The 22,933-nt window shown below is 64.2% G+C and carries 19 protein-coding genes; 10 read left to right on the plus strand and 9 right to left on the minus strand.

Annotated elements, in window-relative coordinates; translation table 11 throughout:
- Positions 1-279: 279 nt before the first annotated feature.
- Entirely contained in the window at positions 280-1,596 is a 1,317-nt protein-coding gene (locus ACNUDN_RS29080) for a L,D-transpeptidase (RefSeq protein ID WP_099247463.1), read from the plus strand.
- Positions 1,597-1,627: 31 nt separating this feature from the next.
- Here ACNUDN_RS29080 and ACNUDN_RS29085 read toward each other — a convergent pair whose 3' ends face one another.
- The gene (locus ACNUDN_RS29085) at positions 1,628-3,172 is read right to left on the minus strand and encodes a fused MFS/spermidine synthase (RefSeq protein ID WP_011896151.1); all 1,545 of its coding nucleotides are present in this window, start codon (positions 3,170-3,172) and stop codon (positions 1,628-1,630) included.
- A gap of 477 nt (positions 3,173-3,649) precedes the next feature.
- On the opposite strand from ACNUDN_RS29085, the gene ACNUDN_RS29090 reads away from it, so the two are divergent.
- Positions 3,650-4,315: a DsbA family protein gene (locus ACNUDN_RS29090; RefSeq protein WP_011767814.1), complete on the plus strand. Its 666-nt coding sequence runs from the start codon at positions 3,650-3,652 to the stop codon at positions 4,313-4,315.
- 348 nt (positions 4,316-4,663) lie between these two features.
- On the opposite strand, the gene ACNUDN_RS29095 is transcribed toward ACNUDN_RS29090, so the two are convergent.
- The 5 genes from ACNUDN_RS29095 to ripC all read right to left on the minus strand — a co-directional run bounded on the left by ACNUDN_RS29095 (position 4,664) and on the right by ripC (position 9,906).
- The gene (locus tag ACNUDN_RS29095) at positions 4,664-5,455 is read right to left on the minus strand and encodes a CbtA family protein (RefSeq protein ID WP_011896150.1); all 792 of its coding nucleotides are present in this window, start codon (positions 5,453-5,455) and stop codon (positions 4,664-4,666) included.
- A 196-nt stretch (positions 5,456-5,651) separates the two neighbouring features.
- The gene (locus ACNUDN_RS29100) at positions 5,652-6,380 is read right to left on the minus strand and encodes a lytic transglycosylase domain-containing protein (protein WP_011767854.1); all 729 of its coding nucleotides are present in this window, start codon (positions 6,378-6,380) and stop codon (positions 5,652-5,654) included.
- 580 nt (positions 6,381-6,960) lie between these two features.
- Complete coding sequence (locus ACNUDN_RS29105) at positions 6,961-7,725, minus strand: CPBP family intramembrane glutamic endopeptidase (RefSeq protein ID WP_041321994.1); 765 nt, start codon at positions 7,723-7,725, stop codon at positions 6,961-6,963.
- Between the two features lie 166 nt (positions 7,726-7,891).
- The gene (locus tag ACNUDN_RS29110; RefSeq protein WP_233211216.1) at positions 7,892-8,527 is read right to left on the minus strand and encodes a copper resistance CopC family protein; all 636 of its coding nucleotides are present in this window, start codon (positions 8,525-8,527) and stop codon (positions 7,892-7,894) included.
- A 287-nt stretch (positions 8,528-8,814) separates the two neighbouring features.
- A complete protein-coding gene (ripC, locus tag ACNUDN_RS29115; RefSeq protein WP_011896147.1) occupies positions 8,815-9,906 on the minus strand; it encodes a peptidoglycan hydrolase RipC in 1,092 nt (363 codons plus the stop codon).
- Between the two features lie 293 nt (positions 9,907-10,199).
- On the opposite strand from ripC, the gene ctaE reads away from it, so the two are divergent.
- The 4 genes from ctaE (at position 10,200) to ACNUDN_RS29135 (ending at position 13,157) form a co-directional block, all read left to right on the plus strand.
- A complete protein-coding gene (gene ctaE, locus ACNUDN_RS29120) occupies positions 10,200-10,793 on the plus strand; it encodes an aa3-type cytochrome oxidase subunit III (RefSeq protein ID WP_011896146.1) in 594 nt (197 codons plus the stop codon).
- 71 nt (positions 10,794-10,864) lie between these two features.
- On the plus strand, positions 10,865-11,134 hold the full coding sequence (locus ACNUDN_RS29125; protein WP_233211215.1) for a hypothetical protein: 270 nt from the start codon (positions 10,865-10,867) through the stop codon (positions 11,132-11,134).
- Between the two features lie 381 nt (positions 11,135-11,515).
- Positions 11,516-12,133: a TlpA family protein disulfide reductase gene (locus tag ACNUDN_RS29130; RefSeq protein WP_041801095.1), complete on the plus strand. Its 618-nt coding sequence runs from the start codon at positions 11,516-11,518 to the stop codon at positions 12,131-12,133.
- A 133-nt stretch (positions 12,134-12,266) separates the two neighbouring features.
- On the plus strand, positions 12,267-13,157 hold the full coding sequence (locus ACNUDN_RS29135; protein WP_233211219.1) for a cytochrome c oxidase assembly protein: 891 nt from the start codon (positions 12,267-12,269) through the stop codon (positions 13,155-13,157).
- A gap of 755 nt (positions 13,158-13,912) precedes the next feature.
- On the opposite strand, the gene ACNUDN_RS29140 is transcribed toward ACNUDN_RS29135, so the two are convergent.
- The 3 genes from ACNUDN_RS29140 to ACNUDN_RS29150 form a co-directional block, all read right to left on the minus strand.
- Complete coding sequence (locus ACNUDN_RS29140; protein ID WP_011896142.1) at positions 13,913-14,857, minus strand: M56 family metallopeptidase; 945 nt, start codon at positions 14,855-14,857, stop codon at positions 13,913-13,915.
- Positions 14,857-15,240, minus strand: coding sequence for a BlaI/MecI/CopY family transcriptional regulator (locus ACNUDN_RS29145; RefSeq protein ID WP_041801148.1), 384 nt, complete (start codon positions 15,238-15,240; stop codon positions 14,857-14,859). The genes ACNUDN_RS29140 and ACNUDN_RS29145 overlap by 1 nt, the downstream gene beginning before the upstream one ends.
- A gap of 239 nt (positions 15,241-15,479) precedes the next feature.
- The gene (locus ACNUDN_RS29150; protein ID WP_011896140.1) at positions 15,480-16,499 is read right to left on the minus strand and encodes a M23 family metallopeptidase; all 1,020 of its coding nucleotides are present in this window, start codon (positions 16,497-16,499) and stop codon (positions 15,480-15,482) included.
- Between the two features lie 510 nt (positions 16,500-17,009).
- Between ACNUDN_RS29150 and ctaD the strand changes: the two genes are divergently transcribed.
- The 4 genes from ctaD to ACNUDN_RS29170 all read left to right on the plus strand — a co-directional run bounded on the left by ctaD (position 17,010) and on the right by ACNUDN_RS29170 (position 22,761).
- Positions 17,010-18,755, plus strand: a complete 1,746-nt coding sequence (gene ctaD / locus ACNUDN_RS29155) for an aa3-type cytochrome oxidase subunit I (RefSeq protein ID WP_011896139.1) — start codon at positions 17,010-17,012, stop codon at positions 18,753-18,755.
- A 162-nt stretch (positions 18,756-18,917) separates the two neighbouring features.
- A complete protein-coding gene (locus ACNUDN_RS29160; RefSeq protein WP_041801146.1) occupies positions 18,918-19,412 on the plus strand; it encodes a hypothetical protein in 495 nt (164 codons plus the stop codon).
- A gap of 182 nt (positions 19,413-19,594) precedes the next feature.
- Positions 19,595-22,153, plus strand: coding sequence for a heavy metal translocating P-type ATPase (locus ACNUDN_RS29165; RefSeq protein ID WP_419125357.1), 2,559 nt, complete (start codon positions 19,595-19,597; stop codon positions 22,151-22,153).
- Positions 22,150-22,761, plus strand: coding sequence for an adenylate/guanylate cyclase domain-containing protein (locus tag ACNUDN_RS29170; RefSeq protein WP_011896113.1), 612 nt, complete (start codon positions 22,150-22,152; stop codon positions 22,759-22,761). Before ACNUDN_RS29165 ends, ACNUDN_RS29170 begins: the two co-directional genes overlap by 4 nt.
- Positions 22,762-22,933: the final 172 nt, after the last annotated feature.

Consider the following 22,933-nt stretch of genomic DNA (forward strand, 5'->3'; position numbering starts at 1 on the left):
TAGATTGTGGACCCGTCAGGTGAGGTGGGACCGATCCCGACTAAGCACTGTGGCGGAATCCTGTCGGGGGATTCCGCCACAGTGTTACTTCGAGCGAGCTCCCGAAGCGGCCGTCCAGCTGGCGTCTAAGCCGGAGGGTGAGCCTATTTTTAGGTGGGTCCCGCCGACGGCGTAATACCCATATCGCCGACACCGGTTGGTCAGCCGCTTGGGATTTGGGCGCCGCCCTTCTGCTATCCCACCGCGCCGGAACGGCGGTTGGTCGTCCCACCAACTACTATGTGGGTACGTAGTAGCAGGAGCGGGACCCGACGGATTGTTGTGATGAAAGTGTTGAGTGAACGACGACAGGTAGTGGCGCTGAGCGTGTTGTCGGCTGTCGCGGTACTCGTGACGGCATCGCAGACGAGTGCGCTCAACTCTCGGCTGTCGAATACGGTGGTTGCGCCCGGTGCTGTGGAGGTTGAGCAGACGCCGCAGGCCGCACCCGGGCCTCCCGCAATCGAGATTCTCCCCCGCACAGGCGCGAGCGATGTGGTCCCTGTCGGAGCAGTGAAGGTGACCGCGACTGTTGGGACCCTGACCGATGTGCGTATGCAGAACGAACAGGGCAGGGTCGTTGCCGGCCGAATGGTGGGGGGCGGACGCGCCTGGGAGCCCGCCGAGCCACTCGGATACGGGCGGTCCTACAGGCTCAGCGCGACGGGCCAGGGGGCTGACTCCCGTACCGTCACGTCCGTTTCGGAGTTCTCCACCGTCGCGCCGCAATCCCAGGTCGGGGTCAGGCTGGGCATGACTAACGGAGCGTCGCTGTCGGAGGGCGGCGTCTACGGTGTCGGAACCGTGATCGTGGCAACCTTCGACGCCGACATCCCGGACCGGGCTGCGGCCGAATCGCGGCTTGAGGTCAAAACGTCACCCCACCTAGCCGGTTCCTGGATGTGGGTCAACGATCGCAAGGCGCACTGGCGGCCCCGTGAGTATTTTCCTTCCGGTACTGAGGTCACGGTCAAAGCCGATCTCTACGGCACTGATCTGGGTGGTGGATTATTCGGAGAACAGGACAAGCAGGTCAGTTTCCGGATCGGACCGTCTCGTGTCGCGGTCGCCGATGACACGACCAAACAGGTCAGTGTGTACGAAAACAGCCGTTTGGTCCGCACGATGCCGACGTCGATGGGCCGGGGCGGGACGCAGACTGTCGGGGGCAAGACGATTGCCTTTTGGACCCAGCCTGGCGTTTATACGGTGATGGAGAAGCAGAATCCCGTCTTGATGGACTCGTCGACCTACGGATTGCCCGTCGATTCTGCGTCGGGGTACAAGATCAGCGTCCCGCACGCGGTGCGGATCAGTCCTGACGGCATCTACCTGCATGAGCGCGAGGCGACGGTGTGGGCGCAGGGAAACACCAACGTGTCGGCGGGCTGTTTGAATCTGAGCGCGGAAAACGCCGAGTGGTATTACGAGTTCGCCAATCCGGGCGATGTTGTCGAGGTCCGCAATACCGGCGGCGCACCGCTGGAACAGTGGCAGAACGGAGATTGGTCTGTGCCCTGGGATGAATGGGTGAGTGGCAGCGCTTTGCGTCCCTGATCAGTGTTCGATCGAGGCTGAGCGTGACAAGTCACTCGCCGGTCTGTCGACGGTAGGGATCGAGAAGTTGATCGACGGGCGCGTAGTCGTCTGTCAGAACTCGCGCGTCGCCGATCCACCTGCTGAGTTCTTTGCCGGCAGTGATCGTCCACCCGGTTTTGCGGGTGTTCAGAACGCGCTGAAGCGTGTCCGGGTCAACTGGTCGATCGGAAGCGAGCACGACCAGGTTGCCACCATCGGGTGTCGCAGCGGTATCGACGCCGACGTCGCCGGCCTCGGCGGCGACTATGACGTGATCGAAAATCTCTGTGAGTGTTGAGACTTCGGCACGCGCAAACGCCAGCTCGCCGTAATCGATGAGATTGGCAATGTACATACCGTCGTCTTTGAGGACTCGGCGTACGTCTGTCAACGCTTCCACCGTCGTCAGGTGCCATGGCACGCTCACGCCGCCAAAGGCGTCGCCGACGATCAGATCACGGCTGTCGTCATCGAGCCGCGCAAGGCCCAGGCGGCCGTCCTCGACGCGCACCTGTGTCCCAGCGTTGGAAGCCGATCCGAGTTTGTCTCGGTCTATGCGCACCACGCCGCCGTCGATTTCGGACACCACGTTGCGTGTTCCTGGCCGCGTAGCAGCAAGGTACCGCGGGAAGGTGAGGCCGCCCCCACCAAGGTGGTATGCCTCCAATGCCTTCTCGGAGGGGAAGGATGCGTCGACGACCGAAGCAAAGGCGCGCACGTAGGTGAATTGCAGGAGAGCCGGATCTTGGAGGTCTATGTACGAGTGGCGCGCGCCATCGAGCATGAGGATTCGGCCGCTGTCTCGCTCCGGGTCGGCGATGACTTGGGCGCAATGGTATTTGGTTTCCACGTCGCAACCGCCGGGTGCGACGTAGCCAGCCAGGCCGGCGCCGACGGTTGTAAGCGTTAGTACGGTGGCGCTTACGGTGTTCCGTCGGCGCATGCGCCACTGCACAACGATGCCGCCGAGTACCAGTATCGATCCGAGTCCGATGAGTATCACGCTCACTGGTATCCGCGACACGAGGACAAATCCGGTAAGCACGGTGCCGGCGATGGCACCCATGGTGCCTACACCAGACAACTGACCGACAACGGTGCCGGTCTGGGCGAGCTTGATCAGGCGCAGCTTGGTCACCATCGGTGTGACCGCCGATAGTAACGCTCCGGGTGCCAGAATCGTGAGCGTCGCGACTAGCAACAGCGTCGCAGGTGCCCATTCGGCCGCCGCGCGGACGGCGGAAGGCGTGAAGGCCACGACTACCCCTGATACCCCTAGCGATGTCCCCAGCCAGCGGCGCGGATCATCGCGGTCGGCAAGCCGGCCGCCCGCCCAGGACCCAAGGGCAATTGCGGCCAAGGCGATTCCGATGACCAGGGTGCTGGTTTCCAGGGTCAGCCCGAGGTACGGCGCAAGCAACCGCAGCGCGGTGATTTCTACCACCAGCACCGCAGCCGAAGAAGTGAACACAAGGACCGTCGCGGTGCGGGCTCCAACTTCGGGCAGCGTTTGAGGCGACGGATGCTCGTCGGGTACTGGAGGGGTGCCGGTCACAGTCTCAATCCTGGCAGCAGGTCGCCAGCGTCTGCGGACAACAACTGAGAAAGGGGGGTGTGCCAGTGCCAGCGGTAGCGGTGCGCTGCGGCGGGACGGAAGGTGGTCAGCAAGCATCGGCGGGCGAGGGCTCAGCACTGATGTCGTCGCGAGAGGTCTGTGTCTGCCGACGTTGAGTTGGACAGTGTTCAAGACCGATGAGTCTCGAAACCTGTTGAAAAATAATATGATTTGGTGGATATGCGGATGAACTCCGCTGTGGCGATACGGGGGCTCTAGAGCCTCCTTGCAAAGCTAGGAGCCATGGCGTTATGCATGGTTGATTCGCGACGCACTCTGAGCCTTGAAACGGAGTGGGAAGGGCAAGTGCGGAACGCTTGAACGTGGGGGAGAGCTATCGTGGTAGAAATATTTACGTAGATACACCGTAGATTGCTCAGGCTCACAGAGCGCTACGGAGCGAAAGGAACTGCCGGCGTGAATCCACTGACTCGAATTCTGCTGACTTTCTTCATAGTCATCACTGTCGCCATCGGTGCCGGTGTGTACTTCTCGACCCGAGATGGCGGAACCGCAGGATCAGGTGGAACACAGGCTGATGGCGAAGCCCAGGTAGTCCGCGAGAACAGTCATCGCCTCAGTTCCGCGCCCGACAGCGATGTGACCTTTGTCGAGTTTCTCGATTTCGAGTGCGAAGGGTGCCGCGCGGCGTTCCCCGCCGTTGAGCAGCTGCGCGCCCAGTACGGCCAGCAAGTCACCTTCGTCGCCCGGTACTTTCCGATGCCTGGCCACTTCAACGGAGAACGCGCGGCGCGCGCGGTAGAAGCGGCAGCGCAGCAAGGCCAGTTCGAACCCATGTACAAGAAGATGTTCGAGACGCAGAGTCAGTGGGGCGAAAAGCAGGTACCCGCAGACGAGGTATTCCGCGGATTTGCAACGGAATTAGGTCTCGACGTGGCCGCGTGGGAGGAGGCGTACAACGCTCCAGCCACCCTCGATCGAATCGAAGAGGACGTCGCCGACGGCACCGCCCTCGGCGTGCAGGGCACGCCCACATTCTTCGTCAACGGAAAGCAAATAGAGATCAAGACCTACGCAGACCTGGGCGCTGCGATCAAGAACGCTCTCGGTGAGCAGCAGTAGTCAGCGCCTGGCGGGCCCCAACCCGCTTCGGCGTGGCGAACCGAGACCGTAACGGGCTATGCCGTCCTGACCACCCGGCACAACGCTCGCGGACAGCGAAGGGCGTTTCGCTAACCCATTGACCCGGCTCACGAAGCGCGGTCGCGCGGGCTGATTACCCGCTCACCGTTCAACCCGGCTCAGCTGATAGACCTGTAGGCCGCGACGAGGGAGCGGCCTGCTTGCCTGGCCGACGCCGCCAGTTCGCCTTCTTGTGGAAGATCTCAGCGCGAGGTACCGCGAAGTCACTGCGGTTGGACTTGTTGCCCTGACGCTGGCGCCTGCATGGCCGGGAATCGGGCGCCACAGTTAGTTGCTCGTTTTTTGGCGATCCGCGACTAGCCGCGACGTCATCGCGCCGAACACGAGGCCGATCGTCGTATAGATGACAACCTGGGTGCCGAGCGCGTAAAGCCGGAAATAGTAGAGGACATCGGCGGGAAAGCCCTCATAGACGATCGCGCCTGTAGCGTCGCGCAGCGGTGCCGGTGTTTCGTTGATGGTCGGCAGTGCGAACATGACGATTGCCATCGCCGCCGCGTAGGCCCCAGCGGCGGCCAACACCCCATTAAAGGCACCCAACCTGGTCACCCATCGGCGAGCCAGTACCACCGCGCCGATCAGAAGCGCCCCCGAGAGCACCACCATCAACACGTACAGCAGCGTGCGTTCACGGACGGTCTGGTCAAGACTCAACGCTGGTGGGTTGGCGGGGTATTTCAAGTTGGGTACGACGTACAAACTCAGCAGCATGCCGCCCGCGATGTAGAGCGAGAGCAGTCGTGCCGACACACCGCCGACACGGCCGTATGCCACCGCAAACACCACCGCGAACAAGGCGCCAATGGCGACGCTGAACGCGAGTAGACCGAGTCCCATGCCGATGTTCATTTGCACCGTGCGGGTGAACAGCTCGACGTTCTCTCCGTGGCCGGCGTGTCCCCCCGCCGAATCCATGGCCTCCCGGGCGGCACCCACGCCATCTTCGTACTCGATTGCCCGTGCAGTTTGCGGCGCAGCGAATAATCGCGCGAACACGAACGCCAGTACTCCCGCGCCGGCGCCAGCCAACAGGCCGCGCCAGATGATGTGCTTCTCCATCGTGTTCGTTCCCTTTCGGTTTCGGCATAACAAGGAAACATCAGCAGAGTGGTTCAGACTGGCGGTCGGGTCCATCGACTGGACCTTACGAGTGCCTCATCAGATGGCAGTTCGATCCTATGCGCGACCCGCCGCCGCGCCACATCTATGTGTCGATAATGCGCGCGACCGCATAGATTCGGCGACCTCGAAGTGGCTACAGAGAGTGGCCGGAAGCATAGGCTGTGGCCCAGTCTCGCACGCTGCGGGCGTACGGATCAGACTGGTTGTAAGCCCGCAGCGCTTTCATCCACCCCTGTGGCGTCGCCAGGTCGCCGCCGCGATTGCAGAGATAGCCGGCGGCCGACAGCGCAGCATCGTCGACATTGTCGGGACTGACGACGCCGTCGTTGTTGGCATCGACCCCATACAGCCGCCAAGTCTCCGGGATGAACTGCATCGGACCCATCGCCTGGGCGAATCCGGGCTCACCGTCGGGCGAGCCGCCGCCGTTGTCGATGATGCGCATATTGCCGTTCGAGCCATCAAGGCGTACACCACGAATCGGCGGAGTGACATCCCCGTTCGGGGCGATGGTAGCGCCGCGAAAGGTGCCGTTGCGGCTCTCGACCATGCCAATCCCCGCCAGCGTCGTCCAAGCCAGCTGGCAGTCGGGGTTCTCGACGTGGGCGACTCTGGCCGCATAGGCATATGCCTCCAGCGCGGTAGCCGGCATATTCAGCGCCGGCGCCCGCTGGGCAGCCCAGACGCGCAACTGGTCGGCGGGTCGGCCGCGGGCAGGATAGTCAATGTAGGGCACCGGGGCGCCCGAGGGTGGCGGAATACCTTCGGGCATCGAGGTGCCGATCTGGCACGAACAGCTGGACGCCACCAGCATCGCGGTCACGCCCACAACGGCGACAACCCGCACACGCACCAGCGACACTGGACTCCCTCAAGCCATTCTGGTCGAAGCCATTGTGCCACGGGCCTGAAGCCGGGGGTTCACCTTGCGTGTTGTGGGCGCAGACGTCCGAGCGGTGGCAGAGCCCATCGCCCCGCTCGACCTCAAGCGGGCAACGCGCAATCTTGGAATACCAGAGCCGAGGCTCGACGGTGGGATGTCTAATCCCGCGTGATCGCGCGTTTCGAGGACATGGGCAGCGGCCGTCGCGCTGCCCCGATCGATTGGGGTTACCCAGCAGCGGGAGATCACGATCATGCAAGGCCTTCTCGCAGAGCCTGAGCCGACGCCGTCCTTCGAGATCGTGTGCACGTCGGGACGCCAATGTTCTTTGAGCAACAACGGCTACGTAGGCAATAGTCGGCGGCTCAGTCGGTGTTGATGGCCACCACGCCCGTCTAGACCGCGGCAGCGTGACGGTGAGGGCATCGCCGGTGCTCTGCATCACCGCCGGCGGTGACGGATCCGCGTTGGGATCTCGGCATCGCGTTGTGACTGCCAGCTCTAGGCCCGCGCCGCGGGTGGTCGGTCTGGGCTAGGTCCCAGGAGGGTTGCGGTGAACTCAATACAGCCAGTTCAGTTGATCCGCGACCAGCGCATAGCCGACGTAGGCCACCGTGTTGATGACACCGTGTGCGATGATCAGTGGCCACAGCCGACCGGTGCGCCGCCACGTGTAGCCGAATACCAGACCCATTACGACGTTGCCCAGCCCGGCGCTGAACCCTTGATACAGGTGGTAGGTGCCGCGCAAAAGGCTTGACAGCACGAGCGCGGTGACCGGGCGCACCCGCAGTTGGTGCAGCCGGGTGAGCAGAAAACCCACCACGATGATCTCTTCGGCCCAGGCGTTGGCGAACGACACCAAAATAAGGACGGGGATGCGCCACCACGTGTCGTTCAGTTCCGAGGGCACTACCGATGCGCTGAGACCCAATGCGCGGGCGGCAAGATACAGCGCCAGGCCGGGCAGCCCGATAAGGGCCGCGAGCCCGATGCCACCGAGCAGGTCGACCCGGCACCGTGGTCGGCCCAACCCGATTGCTGCCGGCCCAAAACCACTGCGCCACAAAAGGTATACCGCTAGAAGACCCCAAGCGACCAATTGGAAAACAGTCGCCAGATTAAGGCCGAGATCAATGAGGTCGAACGCGGAGCGGCGCGGGTTGAGCGCTATGGTCTGCCCCGCCAGGCCGAGCAGCACCGCCTCGATCAGATCCAGGATCGCGGTATAGGCGCTCAGAGCGAATGTCACCATCAACACAACGACGATCTCGATCCGCAGCGGCCGCCGCTGGTCGTCCGTGAAGGCGTCTGGGGCAGTCACTAAAAGCCACGGTAGCCTGCCAGGTTCAGACCTGCTAATCACATAACCTGTCGAGGAAGGGCAGCCGTCAGCGCCCGTGATCGTCTGGGGCGCATCATTTCTTGATTGCCCATACCCCTATCAAGACATCACTGGCCCAGCGTCAGGTCCACTGCTCATAGCCCATTCAGTCTCTCCGACCAGAAGGAGGTGATGTGTCTTGTTCTCCACGTGAGGGCCCGGTTTCAGATCCGGGGTGTTTTGCTGCCTTCTTCCGGCGGTTTCGCCTATGTTGCCAGAACGCGATCGCACCTCCGAGCGCGAGACCGACGCCGGCCGCTGTGAGTACAGACGCCTTGGTGTCCGAACCGGCGGGCGCCGGGGGAGACGGGTCAGCGGTGATGGGTGCTGCACGGGCTGGCGCGGTTGTGGGTGAAGTCTGTTCGGGGACGCTGGCGATGGTGAAGGTGTAAGCGCCGGAGACAGGGTGGCCGTCTGCTGAAACCACGCGGTAGCTGACGGTGTATAGGCCCGTTGTGAGTCGGTCGGGTCCGACGGCGACGGTGAGGCGCGGCCCTTCGACGCTTGCCGACCCGGACACCCAGTTGCGACCATCGGCGCTGGTGACGGCGACGTCAGCGAACGCCGGATTGATCTCCTCGGAGAAGTTCAGCACGACGGCGGCTAATGGGGACGTCACGCTCGCGTCCTTGGCCGGGTCAGAACCAACGAGTGAGGTGTGCGCGGCGGCAACCCCGACCCCGGACAGCCAGAAGGCCAGCGCCGCCAGTGTGGTCATGACGGTGCGAGTGGCCAGGTTCACGGTCCTCCTTGAGCTTCGCGTCCGTCGCGCCAACACGGGGTCCGCGCACCTGAGTGTATGTTCTGGTCTGGCAACGCCAACGCCAACGCCAGTCACGCGTGCCTCAACACCGGCACCCTTGCAGGCAAGGGCTTCTACGACAACACCAAACGTACGACAACACCAAACGCCGCATAGTCGTCGAAGCCGTCAACACGGTGGGACCACCCTGTCCGGTACCGACCGACGGACTCGGCGATGGAACATTCCCTGGGAACCGTGGGGGCGGGCAACACAACGCTAGCCGGCTAGTAGCGGCGCACGTTGTAGATCGGGGCCGACGAGATCGGCGCCACCTTCACCGGAGTGCCGTACGTCGAGGCGTGCACCATGTTCCCGTCGCCGATGTAGATGCCCGCGTGTGAGGCGTCCGAGTAGAAGGTGACGATGTCGCCAGGCTGTACCGCGGTCGTCGCCACGGGTTGTCCGCCCGCCGCGAGCGCCTGACTGGATCGGGGGAGCGATTTGCCGTTCTGCAGAAATGCCCACTTGATGAGCCCCGAGCAGTCGAAGGCATCTGGTCCTGTCGCGCCCCACGAGTAGGGCGCACCCACACGGGTCAACGCCGCCTGCACGACGGCGGCCCCGTCGGCTGAGTTGGACGGACCCGGCCCCGCCGGCGCTATCGCCTCGGGCATCGCCATGATGGCCGGGTTTGCCGCTGGGGGGGCCGGCGGCGTGGGCGGCACGGGACCGGGATCGGCAAGCGCTGCACGTTGGTCGGGAGTGAGTGCGCGATATAGCGCCTCTACTTCGGCGATCTGTGTTCGCAGCCGGCTCTGCTTGGATTGCAGGCTTGCGCTGACCGCGGACGCCTGCTCCGTGGCAGTACGAGCTGCCAGCGCCGACGACTGCGCCGCACGCGCTGCGTCGTCGGCACGGGTCGATGCGGCGCGGAAAGCCTCGATACGGTCCGACATCTGAGTGGCCATCACCTTGCTCGCCGAGAGTTCGTCGAGGAGGCGTTGCGGAGACTCCGCGGTCAGCGCCGCGCTGATTGTGCTGGTGGAACCGCCCATGTAAGACGCAGCTGCCACCTGGTTCACGGCGGTCTGGTACTCACCGAGGTCGGCTCGCGCCGCGGTCATCGCCGCCAGTTCGGCGCGTTGACGATCCTCAGCCCTGCGCTGCGCCGTGAGTTTCGCCGCGAGGTCGAGTTCGGCCGAATAGACCGCTTCCGTGGTCCGCTCGGCCTCCCGAGAGAGCTCCGTCAAGCGGGCCAAGGCATCGGCAGCCGGGTCGGCCCACCCGACGCCGGCCGAGTCGCCGAGTGTCAGTGCCAGCACGATCGCCACGACGAGAGCACCCGCCGATCGGCATACCGCGCCATGGCGGTTCATCCTCAAAACACCAGTCCTCACCCCGCAGGGACATCTATGGTCTAGCTACGTAGGTCACGGAAAGATTACGAGTAACTGCGTCCAATGTCCACGCGCGCGGCATCGCTCAGCGGCCGTACACTTCGATCGCGCGCGCTCCATCGCATGAGGAACCGCTCAAAACCGCCTTTCCGCAGCATGTTTCGGGCAGGCGAACCATGGACCTGACGCCGCTACTATCACATATTTACTATGTGCAATAGTAGGTAGGAACTCAGTAGACCGTCTGCGGACTTGGCTCGACGAGGAACGACATGACAAGTGGCACCGCCATCACGGCACGGGTTCATTCCCTGAATCGGCCCAACATGGTCGCCGTGGGGACGATCGTGTGGTTGTCCAGTGAGCTGATGTTCTTCGCCGGTCTGTTCGCGATGTACTTCACCGCTCGCGCTCAGGCCGAGGAGTGGCCGCCACCACCCACCGAGTTAAACCTCGCGCTCGCAGTGCCGGTGACCCTGGTCCTCATTGCGTCCTCGTTCACTTGTCAGATGGGTGTATTTGCCGCCGAGCGCGGCGACGTGTTCGGCCTGCGCCGGTGGTACGTCGTCACGTTCGTCATGGGGTTGTTCTTCGTGCTCGGCCAGGGGTACGAGTACCTCAGCTTGGTGCGTGAGGGAACCACGATCGCTGGCAGCGCTTATGGGTCGGTCTTCTACCTCACGACGGGTTTCCACGGGTTGCACGTGATCGGCGGTCTCGTCGCGTTCATCCTGCTGCTTGTGCGCACGCGCATGAGTAAGTTCACTCCCGCCCAGGCGACCGCCGCCATCGTGGTGTCTTACTACTGGCACTTCGTTGATATCGTGTGGATCGCGCTCTTTGCCGTCATCTACTTCGTGAGATGACGGGGGGCACGCCGCGCAGGTGTCGACGATCCCGAAGGTGGCCGGCGCGGGCGGCCGTTGTCGTCGCAGTCGTGGCTACCCTCCTCGGACTCGCCTCGACGGTCGCGGCGAACGTCGCCGCGGAGCCGACGTCGGCGCAGGCCACCTCGACAGCTCCGCCACGACCCGTGGGCTCAACGCCGACCAAACACTCCTACGACGACACGCACCCCGACCAACCCGAAGTCGCGAACCCGGCGCTGTGGATCCTGGGTGGCGCCGTCGCGGGACTGGTCGCGATCGCCGTCATCATGTTGAGAGCGGGCAGACCTGCACGCCATCACCTCAACCGGGGGCCGTGACCTCAACGGCGAGTGAACGCTTCTGCGCCGATGGATCGCGAGCATGGTCGATCCGGCCCACCATGCCAGTCCGGTCATTCGGGTGAAGCCGGTGCACTAACATCCTACGTAGTCCCTACGTAGGATGTGGCGTGCGCAGCGGGCTCTTGCACCAGGGTCGCCGCCGAACGTCCCGTAACGGAGGTCGTTGTGTCGTCGCCAAAGTTCACGCCCTACGTTGCGCAGCTTCGAGTCGGCAGGCCTATATCTCAACGAGCGAACGTGAGAGGCGCTCAAATGACTCATCGACTGACCGATGCGCCTCGAATGTCGCGGTCGCGGCTGGACATGGGTGTTGAGCGTTGGTGCCGGCGGCGACCCCCGACACGTTGGTCACCGTTGATGCGGCGCGGCATCGCTGCAGGCCTGAGCGCGGTACTGCTCGGTGCCGCAGTGTCCGGATGCTCCAGCGGAGCCGATGCCGTCGCGCAGGGTGGCACATTCGAGTTCGTGTCGCCGGGCGGGCAGGTCGACATCTTCTATGACCCGCCGCTGAGTCGTGGTCGGCCGGGGCCGATAAGCGGACCCGACCTGATGGACCCTGACCGCACGTTGTCACTTGATGACTTCTCCGAGAAGGTGGTTGTGATCAACGTGTGGGGTCAGTGGTGTGGTCCTTGTCGAACCGAGATGCCAGAACTACAAAGGGTGTACGACGCGACCCGCAACGAGGGAGTCGCCTTCCTGGGCATCGACGTCCGCGACAACAATCGCGAAGCGGCGGTTGACTTCATCGTCGATCGCAAGGTCACCTTTTCATCGATCTACGACCCACCGATGCGCACGATGATCGCTTTGGGCGCGAGGTATCCCACGACCGCTATTCCATCCACCATCGTCTTGGACCGGTCACATCGCGTCGCCGCGGTGTTCCTGAGGGCGCTGCTCGCCGAGGATCTCGAACCGGTGGTCCGTCGGCTCGCCGCCGAGACCGCAACCGGCTCCGGACCACCGCGGTGAACGGTGACCCCGCCCCGGCCGCACGTCACCGCGGGGCCCGGCCGAGGCTCAGGCGCAACGGTGCGACTCGACGGAAGGCGGCACCGTGATTGGTCAGGTGGTGCTCCCCACCTCGCCGCCGTCGCTCTGGGCGATGCTCGGTTGGCTAGTACCACCGGTTCCTTTATTGCCCGTATTAGCAATTGTTTTGGCGGTCTGGTACCTGCTCGCCGTTCGCGTCGTCAGATCGCGGGGCCGCCAGTGGGCGTGGAAACGGACGGCGAGCTTCCTGGCGGGCTGTATCGCCCTGGCGGCGGTGACGGGCCTGGCCATCGACGGCTACGGCTACCGACTGTTCAGTGCCTTCATGTTCCAGCACCTCACGCTCTCGATCCTCGTCCCGCCGCTGCTGGTGCTGGGTGCGCCCGGCAGGCTGCTACTGAGGTCCACGCCCCATCGTGGACTCGGACGCTACGTCGTCATCTCCGCGCTCGGCGGACTGCGCTGCCGGGCAAGCAGAATCGTGTTGCACCCCGGCTTCACCATTCCGGTGTTCCTGTTGAGCTACTACGGCCTGTACCTCTCCGACCTGTTCGACGCGGCGGCGGCCAGCGTGGCCGGACACGTCACACTGCAAGTGTTCTTCCTAGTCAGCGGCCTGTTGTTCATCGTGCCGATCCTGTCGACCGGTCCCTTGCCGGTCCGGCAGAGCAACCTCGGACGCTTCTTCGACATCTTCGTCGAGATGCCGCTGCACGTCTTCATCGGCGTCATCCTGATGATGGCGCCTCGGACGCTCACCGAGACCTTCGCCCAACCTCCGCCGGACTGGAACGTCGACCCCGTCGCCGACCAGGGGGTCGCCGGCGCCTTGGCGTGGTCCTACGGCGAGCCGGTCGCCCTGCTGACCACGGTGATCTTCGCCATCCGATGGCGCCGTGACGAGGAGTTGGAGTCGGTGAAGAGGGAGGCCGACGTCGAACGCGACGACGCGGAATTGGCTGCCTACAACGCATTTCTGCGCCAACTGCACCAACAGCGCTGACCAGCTGCCCATCTGCCGAACACCGCCACGACGAGACGTGGGCAATATCCTGGCGCCGGACCTAGGTCGCCGCACATCGCCATCCCCGGAGAACCGCCCTAACTGCATCCGGTGGTGCGGCCGGAATCGTAAACCGTGCTGCTGATCATCAATTCGAGATACTGGCCCGCGACCTGGCGACGAGGGCTTTGTGTATCAGCGCATTCGCGCAACGATGGTTGCAACGGCTGCGAGAGCCGCCCATACCGCATGGATCGGTAATCGGGTCTTTACGGAATCCTCACTGACGCAGTCTATTCCGAATTCACTGGCATAGAAGAGGAGGAGACGATGAATGCCTTAGGCGCCCGGGCGCAGGCTCGACTATCCGGCGCTAGGGGACCATCGCCGCACCTGGTGCCGCGTGACAGTCAAGCAATGGTCATATACGTAGTCACATAGTAGGTTAGTGGTGTGAAGAGTGCACTGGCCGTGTCCTGCCAGGGACCGCGGTCGACTTGGCCACACCAGCATCACGCGCGGTCGGCGGGTCGGCTAGCTCGCCGATGGATCGCGACTGCGCTATTGCTGGCGCTGAGTTTGGCGGTGCTGGCCTTGCTCGTAGCCGACCCGGCCGCCGCTCACCTCATGGGCGTCTAGCTATCAGTACAAGCACCAAGCCCCTTGCGTAGCTGCAAGTTCAACAAGGACGCCGTCCAGCACCGTATTAGGACGCGCCAACGGTCGGTCGGGAAGTCGTTTGGCGCGTGAGCCGTCTACGCGAAGCAGATCAACACGCCCGCTAGGGACAGAGCGACGATCGCCAACGGTGTAGTGGCCATCGCTGCTACTGCACCGCTGAGCGTGACTTGGGTGCGGATGCGGGCAAACCTTCGTGGTGGCTTCAATAAGCGTTCGGCACGAGCGAGCACGGCGATACCGGCGGCGGCCAGACCGTGCGCCGGGGTGGTGGCGCCCGAGAGGGTCAACAAGCCAGCGAGCAGCGGCTGACGGCCGTGGCGACGAGCGGCCGCGTCGTCGGCGCACATCTCTAATAGAGAACTGATATGGCTGGCGGCGCTCGCGAAGAGGCCGCAGGTGGGCAGCGCGGCGGTCAGGCCGCGGGTCGCGGCGACGACGTAGGCGTGCCGGCCATCTAGGTGAGCACGCTCGTGGGCGACAACGGCAGCCAGTTGGTCTTCATTGAGTGCGGCAAGAGCTGCGGAGGTCACCACAATCGCCGGTGGGCGGCCCGCCACGCAATACGCCGCAGGCTCGGATGCTTCGATGACCACGACATCGCTGCCGTACGACCTGCCCACCAGGCGTACGGCGTCGGCATGCGCGAAAGTGTGGGAGCGCATGCGCCCCAGAGCGCGGCCGATTCGAAAGACGACGGCGATCAGACTACCGACGGCGATGGCTACCGCGACGGTTGCGACGGTTCGGGCCGGCCACCCGGCGTGGCCGACGAGAATGGCGCGCAGACGTTCCAGGCACGTGACGAGCAGCGCGTCGGGGCTGTCCCAATGCCCAGCGGCCTCGATGAGCAGCAGCGCGACGGCGGCGACCGCGCAGCCGATCACCGTCACGACAGCTGTGATCCACGCGGCTATCGCCAGGCGCGGAGCCCCGCCGTCGGCCGTGATGTGAACCAGCACCTTCGGTCCGGTGTACAGGACTGCCGCGACGTACAGCAGCAACGCCGCCGCGACGGTCATCAGCGACCCGACTTGCGGGCCAGACGCCGCAGCGCAGCACGCAAATCAGCGGATTCCTCCGCGTCGATCTGCGCCACAAAATGACTCAGGATCGCCTCGGATCGACCGCCGCCGCTCAGTGCCTCCAGCATGAGTCGTGCACTGTGCTCCTCGCGAGTCAGCGTTGGCCGATAGCGATAAGCCTTGCCGTCGCGTTCACGCGACAGCCAGCCTTTGCTGTGCAAGTTGTCCATCGTCGACATCACTGTGGTGTACGCAATGTGGCGTTCGGTGCTCAACTCGTCGAAGATGTCCCGTACCGTGGTGTCGGCGTCAGGGTCACGGTTCCAGAGGCGATCCATGATCGACGCCTCGAGTTCTCCGAAGCCACGCACCCGAGCCATGATCGAACCTCCTGAATTGGTCAGTAGGTAGCTTACGGTGTCGATCGGCGTGCCGACGCTGAAGTGAGCGCGCGGCACCGACTGCAACCTCGCAGCGGCCAGCCGGGCCAGGCAGGATCCTACTGAGGAAGTCAGTAATTGAGCTGGTAGCCTTCAGCGGCGGGCATGCACTTCGCGAATGCTGCCGGCCATGAGGCCGGGCCTTCGACCCCTCGGATCGCCCGGCCTCTCCAGGGCGCCTAGCCGTCGGGTACTCCCCGTTCCCCCAACCACGCCATCGGGTCGATCTTGTCAGTTCCATTGCGATGCACCTCGAAGTGCAGATGCGGTCCTGTCGAATTGCCTCGGTTGCCCATGGTGGCGATCTGGTCGCCGGCCATCACCCGCTGGCCGGTTTGCACCATGGTGGTGTCAATGTGCCCGTAGAGCGTCACGGTGCCGTCCCCGGCACGAATCTTGACCCACATGCCGAAACCCGGTGTCGGACCGGAAGCTATGACCTCGCCATCTGATGCGGCGTATATCGGAGTACCGACGGCGTTGGCGATGTCGAGACCGGCGTGCAGGGTGCCCCACCGGGCTCCGAAGCCCGATGTCAAGATGCCTCGGGAAGGAAAAACGAACTGTGGGCGCCGAAGTCGTGCCTCCCGCTGTGCCCGCTCCTGAGCGTAGGCCGCCCCGTTGGCCAACTCCTGTCGATGGATCCCGGCATCAAAGCTGTTCGCCACTGGGATGATCTGCATCCCCGAAGGGTCGGGCAGGGCAGCCGGGGACGCCGCAGTGTCTGCGACCAAAACCGGCTGCTGCGCATCGGCTGCGTTGACCGCTGTATTCGCTGCGGCAGCGATCGCGCCAACGGCGATAGCCGTGACGACCAGCCTGCTGTGCGCCGCGCCGGTGGCCGGGGGGATTTTTCGATGCGCCCCACAAGAAGCGCGGACGGTAGCGCCCGACAGCGCCCGGTGAGACGGAAGTGGGCTTCCCGGAAGCCTTGCCCCGCCGACGGGGATTGGCACGGTCGGCGGTTCTGACTTCGAAGCATCTCTCGGTGAGAGGAGCAGCCGCGGAGACTCGTCGACCACATCGTTGAGGTCGTCGAGTTCAGGTGCGTTCAACACCGCGAGCTCGATGGCAAGGGGATCAGTGCAATAGTTGGGCATATCCAGCATCGCGCCGAACTCGCCGAGGGCGATGATCTCGGTGACGTCGTTGGCGAGATCGGCCGGCGCGTTTGGTTGCGCGATCCGGTGATGCACCACTTCGAGACGATCCTTTGCCGTTACCAATTCGTTATCTGGTTGGCGAGACGCTAACCCAATGCCCGCGATTGGGCAAGCCGCCGACCGTAGCGAGGTCCCCCCGGCATGGCAACATGCTTCGCGCAAAGGGTTGAGGCGCAATCAGTTTGGTTACGTCAGAACGCAGCGCTGCACACAATCTCGATCCTTGGTACGTACGTAGTAGATTGCGAGTTACGGACGATCGCCAAGGATGGATGTCGTTCGGCGACCCACCTCGAAACAACTCCCGTCGTCGCCGGATAGCGCAACGCCGCGCGCGCAGAAAACGACCCTTCAGCGCTGGCCGGAGCGGGCGCGAGTGCTCTGCACCCGCCCCGGCGGGGCACCCGTCACCGGGCGATGTGGCTCACGCCCGGATCCGGGATGGCGCAGCTACGCAAGGTAGTACTAAGCTCCGCCGTAGAGTATCCTACGTATCTAGTCAGTAGATAATGGGAGCGCGTTCCGGCGCGTGGCGGAAGGGATTCAATGGTTGCCGATGCGCCACCGATCGCGGAACTGGAGGCACGCCGTCCTTTTCCTGCCCGGATGGGCCCGAAAGGCAACCTGATCTACCGGTTGATCACGACCACCGATCACAAGCTGATCGGCATGATGTATTGCGTCGCGTGTTTCGCCTTCTTCCTCATCGGTGGGTTGATGGCGTTGTTCATTCGCACCGAATTGGCGGTGCCGGGGCTGCAGTTCCTGTCCAACGAGCAGTACAACCAGCTGTTCACGATGCACGGCACCGTGATGCTGCTGTTCTACGCCACCCCGATCGTGTTCGGCTTCGCGAATCTGGTGCTGCCGCTGCAGATCGGCGCCCCCGATGTCGCGTTCCCGCGACTGAACGCCTTCTCGTTCTGGCTCTTCCTCTTCGGCGCGCTGATCGCCACTGCCGGGTTCATCACCCCCGGTGGTGCTGCGGATTTCGGCTGGACCGCCTACACACCCTTGTCGAGTGCCATTTATTCACCAGGCGCCGGCGCCGACCTCTGGATTCTCGGCCTGATCGTCGGTGGGCTGGGCACAATCTTAGGCGCGGTCAACATGATTACCACCGTGGTGTGTATGCGTGCGCCGGGCATGACGATGTTTCGGATGCCGATCTTCACCTGGAACATCCTGGTGACCTCGATCCTGGTGCTGCTGGCGTTTCCGCTCCTGACCGCGGCATTGTTCGCGTTGGCCGCTGACCGCCACCTGGGCGCGCACGTCTACGACCCGGCCAACGGCGGTGTTCTGCTGTGGCAGCACTTGTTCTGGTTCTTCGGCCATCCAGAGGTGTACATCATTGCGCTGCCGTTCTTCGGCATCGTGTCGGAGATCTTCCCGGTGTTCAGCCGTAAGCCGATCTTCGGCTACACGACCCTGATCTACGCGACGCTCGGTATCGCGGCGCTGTCGGTGGCGGTGTGGGCGCACCACATGTACGCCACCGGTGCGGTGCTGTTGCCCTTCTTCTCGTTCATGACATTCCTGATCGCGGTACCGACGGGCATCAAGTTCTTCAACTGGATCGGCACGATGTGGAAGGGGCAGTTGACGTTCGAGACACCGATGCTGTTCTCCATCGGCTTCATCGTCACGTTCCTGCTCGGTGGCCTGTCCGGTGTGCTGCTGGCCAGCCCACCGATCGACTTCCAGGTCACCGACAGCTATTTCGTGATCGCGCACTTCCACTACGTCCTCTTCGGCACCATCGTGTTCGCCACCTACGCGGGCATCTACTTCTGGTTCCCGAAGATGACGGGCCGCCTGCTCGACGAGCGCCTCGGCAAACTGCACTTTTGGCTAACCTTCATCGGCTTCCACACCACGTTCCTGGTGCAGCACTGGCTGGGCAACGAGGGCATGCCGCGCCGCTACGCCGACTACCTGCCCAGCGACGGCTTCACCACGCTGAACATCGTGTCCACCATCGGTGCATTCATCCTGGGCGCCTCGACGCTGCCGTTCCTGTGGAACATCTTCAAGAGCTGGCGCTACGGCGAGGTCGTCACCGTCGACGATCCGTGGGGCTATGGCAATTCGCTCGAGTGGGCCACCAGCTGCCCGCCGCCGCGGCACAACTTCACCGAGCTGCCCCGCATCCGGTCGGAGCGTCCAGCCTTCGAGCTGCACTACCCGCACATGGTCGAGCGGATGCGCGCCGAAGCCCACGTGGGTCGCGCGCACGGTCCCGAGGACGGCGACGTCACCAGGATCGACGACGTCGAAGTGCGCACCTAAACGGCCCGCCATGATGCCGAAAAGCGAGAAAGTACGCCATTCCATTCTGATGCAACGCCATTCGCAGGACGTTCGGATTCTGAGGCAGATGCGCCCGCGGTCGAAGCCAAGGTGGGTCGGCGAATCGCCTGGGCCGTCGAAGTGATCAGGGGAGACTTCGAGATGGCTGAGGTGATGTGGGAGGCCGCCGAACCCTGCCTATCAGAAGAGCAGCGTTTGGCCGCGCTCACGGCGCTACATGTTGGTGAGCCGAGCCAGGCCCTACTGGTGGTGGTCACAGCCCTATCCCGCAGCGGGCACCCCCTGCCGTCCGCGTTACACGTGGAGTTCCAGGAATGGTTGCGCCGGCGTCCAGGTTCAGGATCGCCCGCCGATTGGACGCTCCTCGAAATTCGCGTCGCGGCAGCCGACGTTAGGGCAACTGCCGACGTGGGCATGATCGACGGTCGTTACGGCGAAGCAACCCTCTGTTACTTCGTTCTCGACGACGCCGGCGTGGTCGATGCCTCCCGCGAGCACCAAGCCGCCGCGCTCAGGAAATGGCTATCAGCTAATCGACCGAGCCCACCGCTCCGAACGGATATGCGGCTCAATGGCTTCGGATATCTCCTTGATGACCCCCACCCTCCGTCATGCGATGGGCTAGACACGCCGTGAACGTTCACGGGTCGTGGCAGCCGCCCGCACGCCGGACGTGGGCGGCGGCGATTGTCTCTCGGCGGCGCCGCGCTCGCCATCGAATCTTTCTGGTCGATGCATCCGCTCAATCGACATCGGTGTGACGCATCGTGCCGACGTGGCTGACTTCGTGGACGAGGGTTGACGGTTCATATGCACACATGCGTATTATCGCATGTATGGCAGATCGCAACGGCGAGAGGGTGAGCCGGCTCGGCCACGACGGAACGCCCACGAATAGGACCCTGGCTCTCGACCTGACAGACCTGCTTCCCGGTAGCGACGAGCGTTGTGCTGACCGCCTGACGCGCGGCCTGGTGGATGACGGGATCATCGAAGTGGCCCACGTCATCGATGGCGACACGACCAAACCCCGCCTGTGTGTGCACTACGACGCCGAGGCTGCGTCCGCAACAGAAGTGCAGCGGCGGGCTCTGCAGGCGGCCGACACGATCACGTCGACGTACGGGCACCTTCGCTGGTTGACTACAGGCACTCATGACGACGAGGCGATACGAACTGCGCTCGCCGACACGCTCTCGACGATGCCTGGCGTGGTCGCAGCAGTAGCGACACCCGATTCCATCGAGCTGGAGTTCGAGCGGGCGACGGTGACGGCCCAAGAGCTTGTAGACGTCATTGCTGCGCAGGTGGCGCCGTCGAGGAGTGCCGCCGCGGTTGAAGCCGCCGTCGCGCACGAGAAAGACGGCGCCGACCATCAACACGGTCACGGCGGGATCTTCGGCGAGCGCACCGAACTGGTCTTCGCGGGACTGGCGGGCTCGCTGCTGCTCACGGGCTGGTTACTGGCTGCCTTCGCCGATACGCCGCGCTCGGCCGAGGTGGTGGTCTACGGCCTGGCGTTCTTCTTCGGCGCGTTCTTCACCGTGCAGGAAGCCTTTGCCAGTGTGCGGCAGGGCCGGTTTGAGATCGACTTCCTCATGCTCGTCTCTGCCGCGGGTGCGGCGGCGCTCGGCGAAATCGCCGAAGGCGCGCTCCTGCTGTTCCTCTTCAGCGTCGGACACGCACTCGAGGGCTATGCGATGGGCCGGGCTCGCCGGGCGATCGAAGCGCTCGCCGAACTCGCCCCGAAGACGGCGCTGGTGCGGCGCGGCGGCACAGGCGACACCGTCGAAGTATCCGTTGCGGACCTGCGCATTGGCGACATCGTCGTCGTGCGCCCCAACATGCGTCTGGCCGCAGACGGCTTCGTCGTGGCAGGCAGCAGCAGCATCGACCAAGCCCCGGTGACCGGGGAGAGCGTCCCCGTCGACAAGAGTCCGGTCCCGGACGTGGCGGCAGCCGCCGCGTCACCCGAGCTCATCGACGCGGCATCGCGGGTGTTCGCCGGCACCATCAACGGTGCCGGCGCCATCGAGGTTCAGGTGACCCGGCTCGCGGGTGACTCCACCCTGGCCCGCGTGGTGCGTCTGGTGGCCGAGGCGCAAACCAAGACCACCTCCACGCAGCGCTTCACCGACCGGTTCCAGCGCGTTTTCGTGCCCGTGATCCTGGTCGGTGTGGTCCTGCTGCTCTTCGCCGGGTTCGTGGTCGACGAGCCGTTTACTGACACGGTGTACCGGGCGCTTGCCGTTCTGGTGGCGGCCAGTCCGTGTGCGCTGGCGATAGCCACGCCCAGCGCGGTGTTGTCGGCGGTGGCGAGGGCGGCGCGGGCCGGCATCCTGATGAAGGGCGGTGCCGCATTGGAGGAACTTGGCCGGGTCGATGTGCTGGCCTTTGACAAGACCGGCACCCTCACCGAGGGGCGGCCCAGGATCGCCGATGTCTGCGCCACAGCAGACAGCGACGACGCCGAACTGTTGAGGATCGCCGTGGCCGTGGAGGAGCAAAGCGACCATCCGCTCGCCCGCGCTATCGTCCGCGATGGCCGCGAGCGCCTGGCCGGTGCGGTGACACCCCGCGCGTCCGACGTCCGTGCGGTGATCGGCCGCGGCATCGTCGCGTCCGTCGATGGGATTGAGGTCTGGATCGGCAAGACGGAGTTGTTCACCGACGCCGCTCAGCCCCCGCCGCTTGAGTTGGCGGCAGAGGTGGATCGACTCGAACAGGCGGGGCGCACAACGATGCTCGTCCGCGCGGGCGACCGATGGTTGGGCGCGATCGGATTGATGGACCTTCCTCGGCCGGAGGCGTCGGCGGTCGTAGCACGTCTTGCCGCACTCGGCGTGACGAACACCGTGATGCTGTCGGGGGACAACCAGCGTGTGGCCGATGCCGTCGCCGCCGAGGTCGGTGTCGCCGACGCTCGCGGCGATCTGATGCCCGAGGACAAGGTGGCTCAGATCGCCGCCCTCCGGGAACGCGGCGGCCGCGTTGGGATGGTCGGTGACGGTGTCAACGATGCGCCCGCGATGGCTGGCGCGAATGTGGGTATTGCGATGGGGGCGGCGGGCTCCGACGTGGCGTTGGAGACCGCTGACGTTGCGTTAATGGCCGACGACCTGCGCGCGTTGCCGTTTGCGGTGAGCCTGAGCCGCCGCTGCTCGCGCGTCATCAAGCAGAATCTGTGGGCCAGTCTCGGAATCGTCGCGGTCCTCATCCCGGCGACGGTCTTTGGTCTGGGCATCGGTCCCGCCGTGCTCATTCACGAAGGCTCTACTCTTATCGTCGTCGCCAATGCGTTGCGCCTCCTCGGGATGCCGATGCAGTCGATAAACCCAGCAGCGCCGCGCGTTGAGCGTGCAGAAGAGACGCCATGACGATCGACCCGTTCAGCGCTGCAGATGAATTCGAGCATGCCGACGTCGACACTGTGGTCATCTTCGTCGACATCGCGGGGTTCACGGCGTTCACCGAGGCCCACGGTGATCATCGTGCTGCCGAACTGGCGGACCGGTTCGCCACCATAGCCGCGAGGGTCCTCGGGCCCGGCGACGAGATGATCAAGACCCTCGGCGATGCCGTGATGATCACCAGTTCGGACCCCGCCGCGGCGTTGGCTTTCCTTCGGCGACTCCACGACGAAACCCGGCGTATCGACGGCTTTCCGTTGTTGCGCGCAGGCATCTGTGCCGGGGCGGTGGTGAAGCGCCGCGGAGACGTCTTCGGGTCGACGGTCAACACCGCAGCCAGACTGGCCGCCGTCGCCCCGGCCAGGCCAAATCGTCGGCAACGCCGACGCCGCTTCCGCGCTTCGGGGAACGGATCTTCTCGCGACGACGTCGTTGGGCTCGCTTCGGTTGCGGAATGTCGGTGCGCTGGTGGAAGCGTTCGCCCTCGACGTCGGAACCCGCCACCAGGAGCACGTCGATCCGATATGTCGGATGCACGTCTCGACAGATGCACAATCGCTGACGATCACGCATGAGGAGGACACTTACCGGTTCTACTTCTGTTCGACGGCCTGTCTACGCCAATTCGCAGACCGCGTTGGCGATATGAGCACATCATCTGGTGACGGGGATTCGGCGTCCATTCAGTCGTTCTTGGGTGAGGTCGCGGTCCCTTTGGGCACGCTGAGGTCCCCGACGAGCGGGCGG

The sequence above is a fragment of the Mycobacterium sp. smrl_JER01 genome (genome assembly GCF_048513595.2).
In the GTDB taxonomy this organism is placed as follows: Bacteria; Actinomycetota; Actinomycetes; order Mycobacteriales; family Mycobacteriaceae; genus Mycobacterium.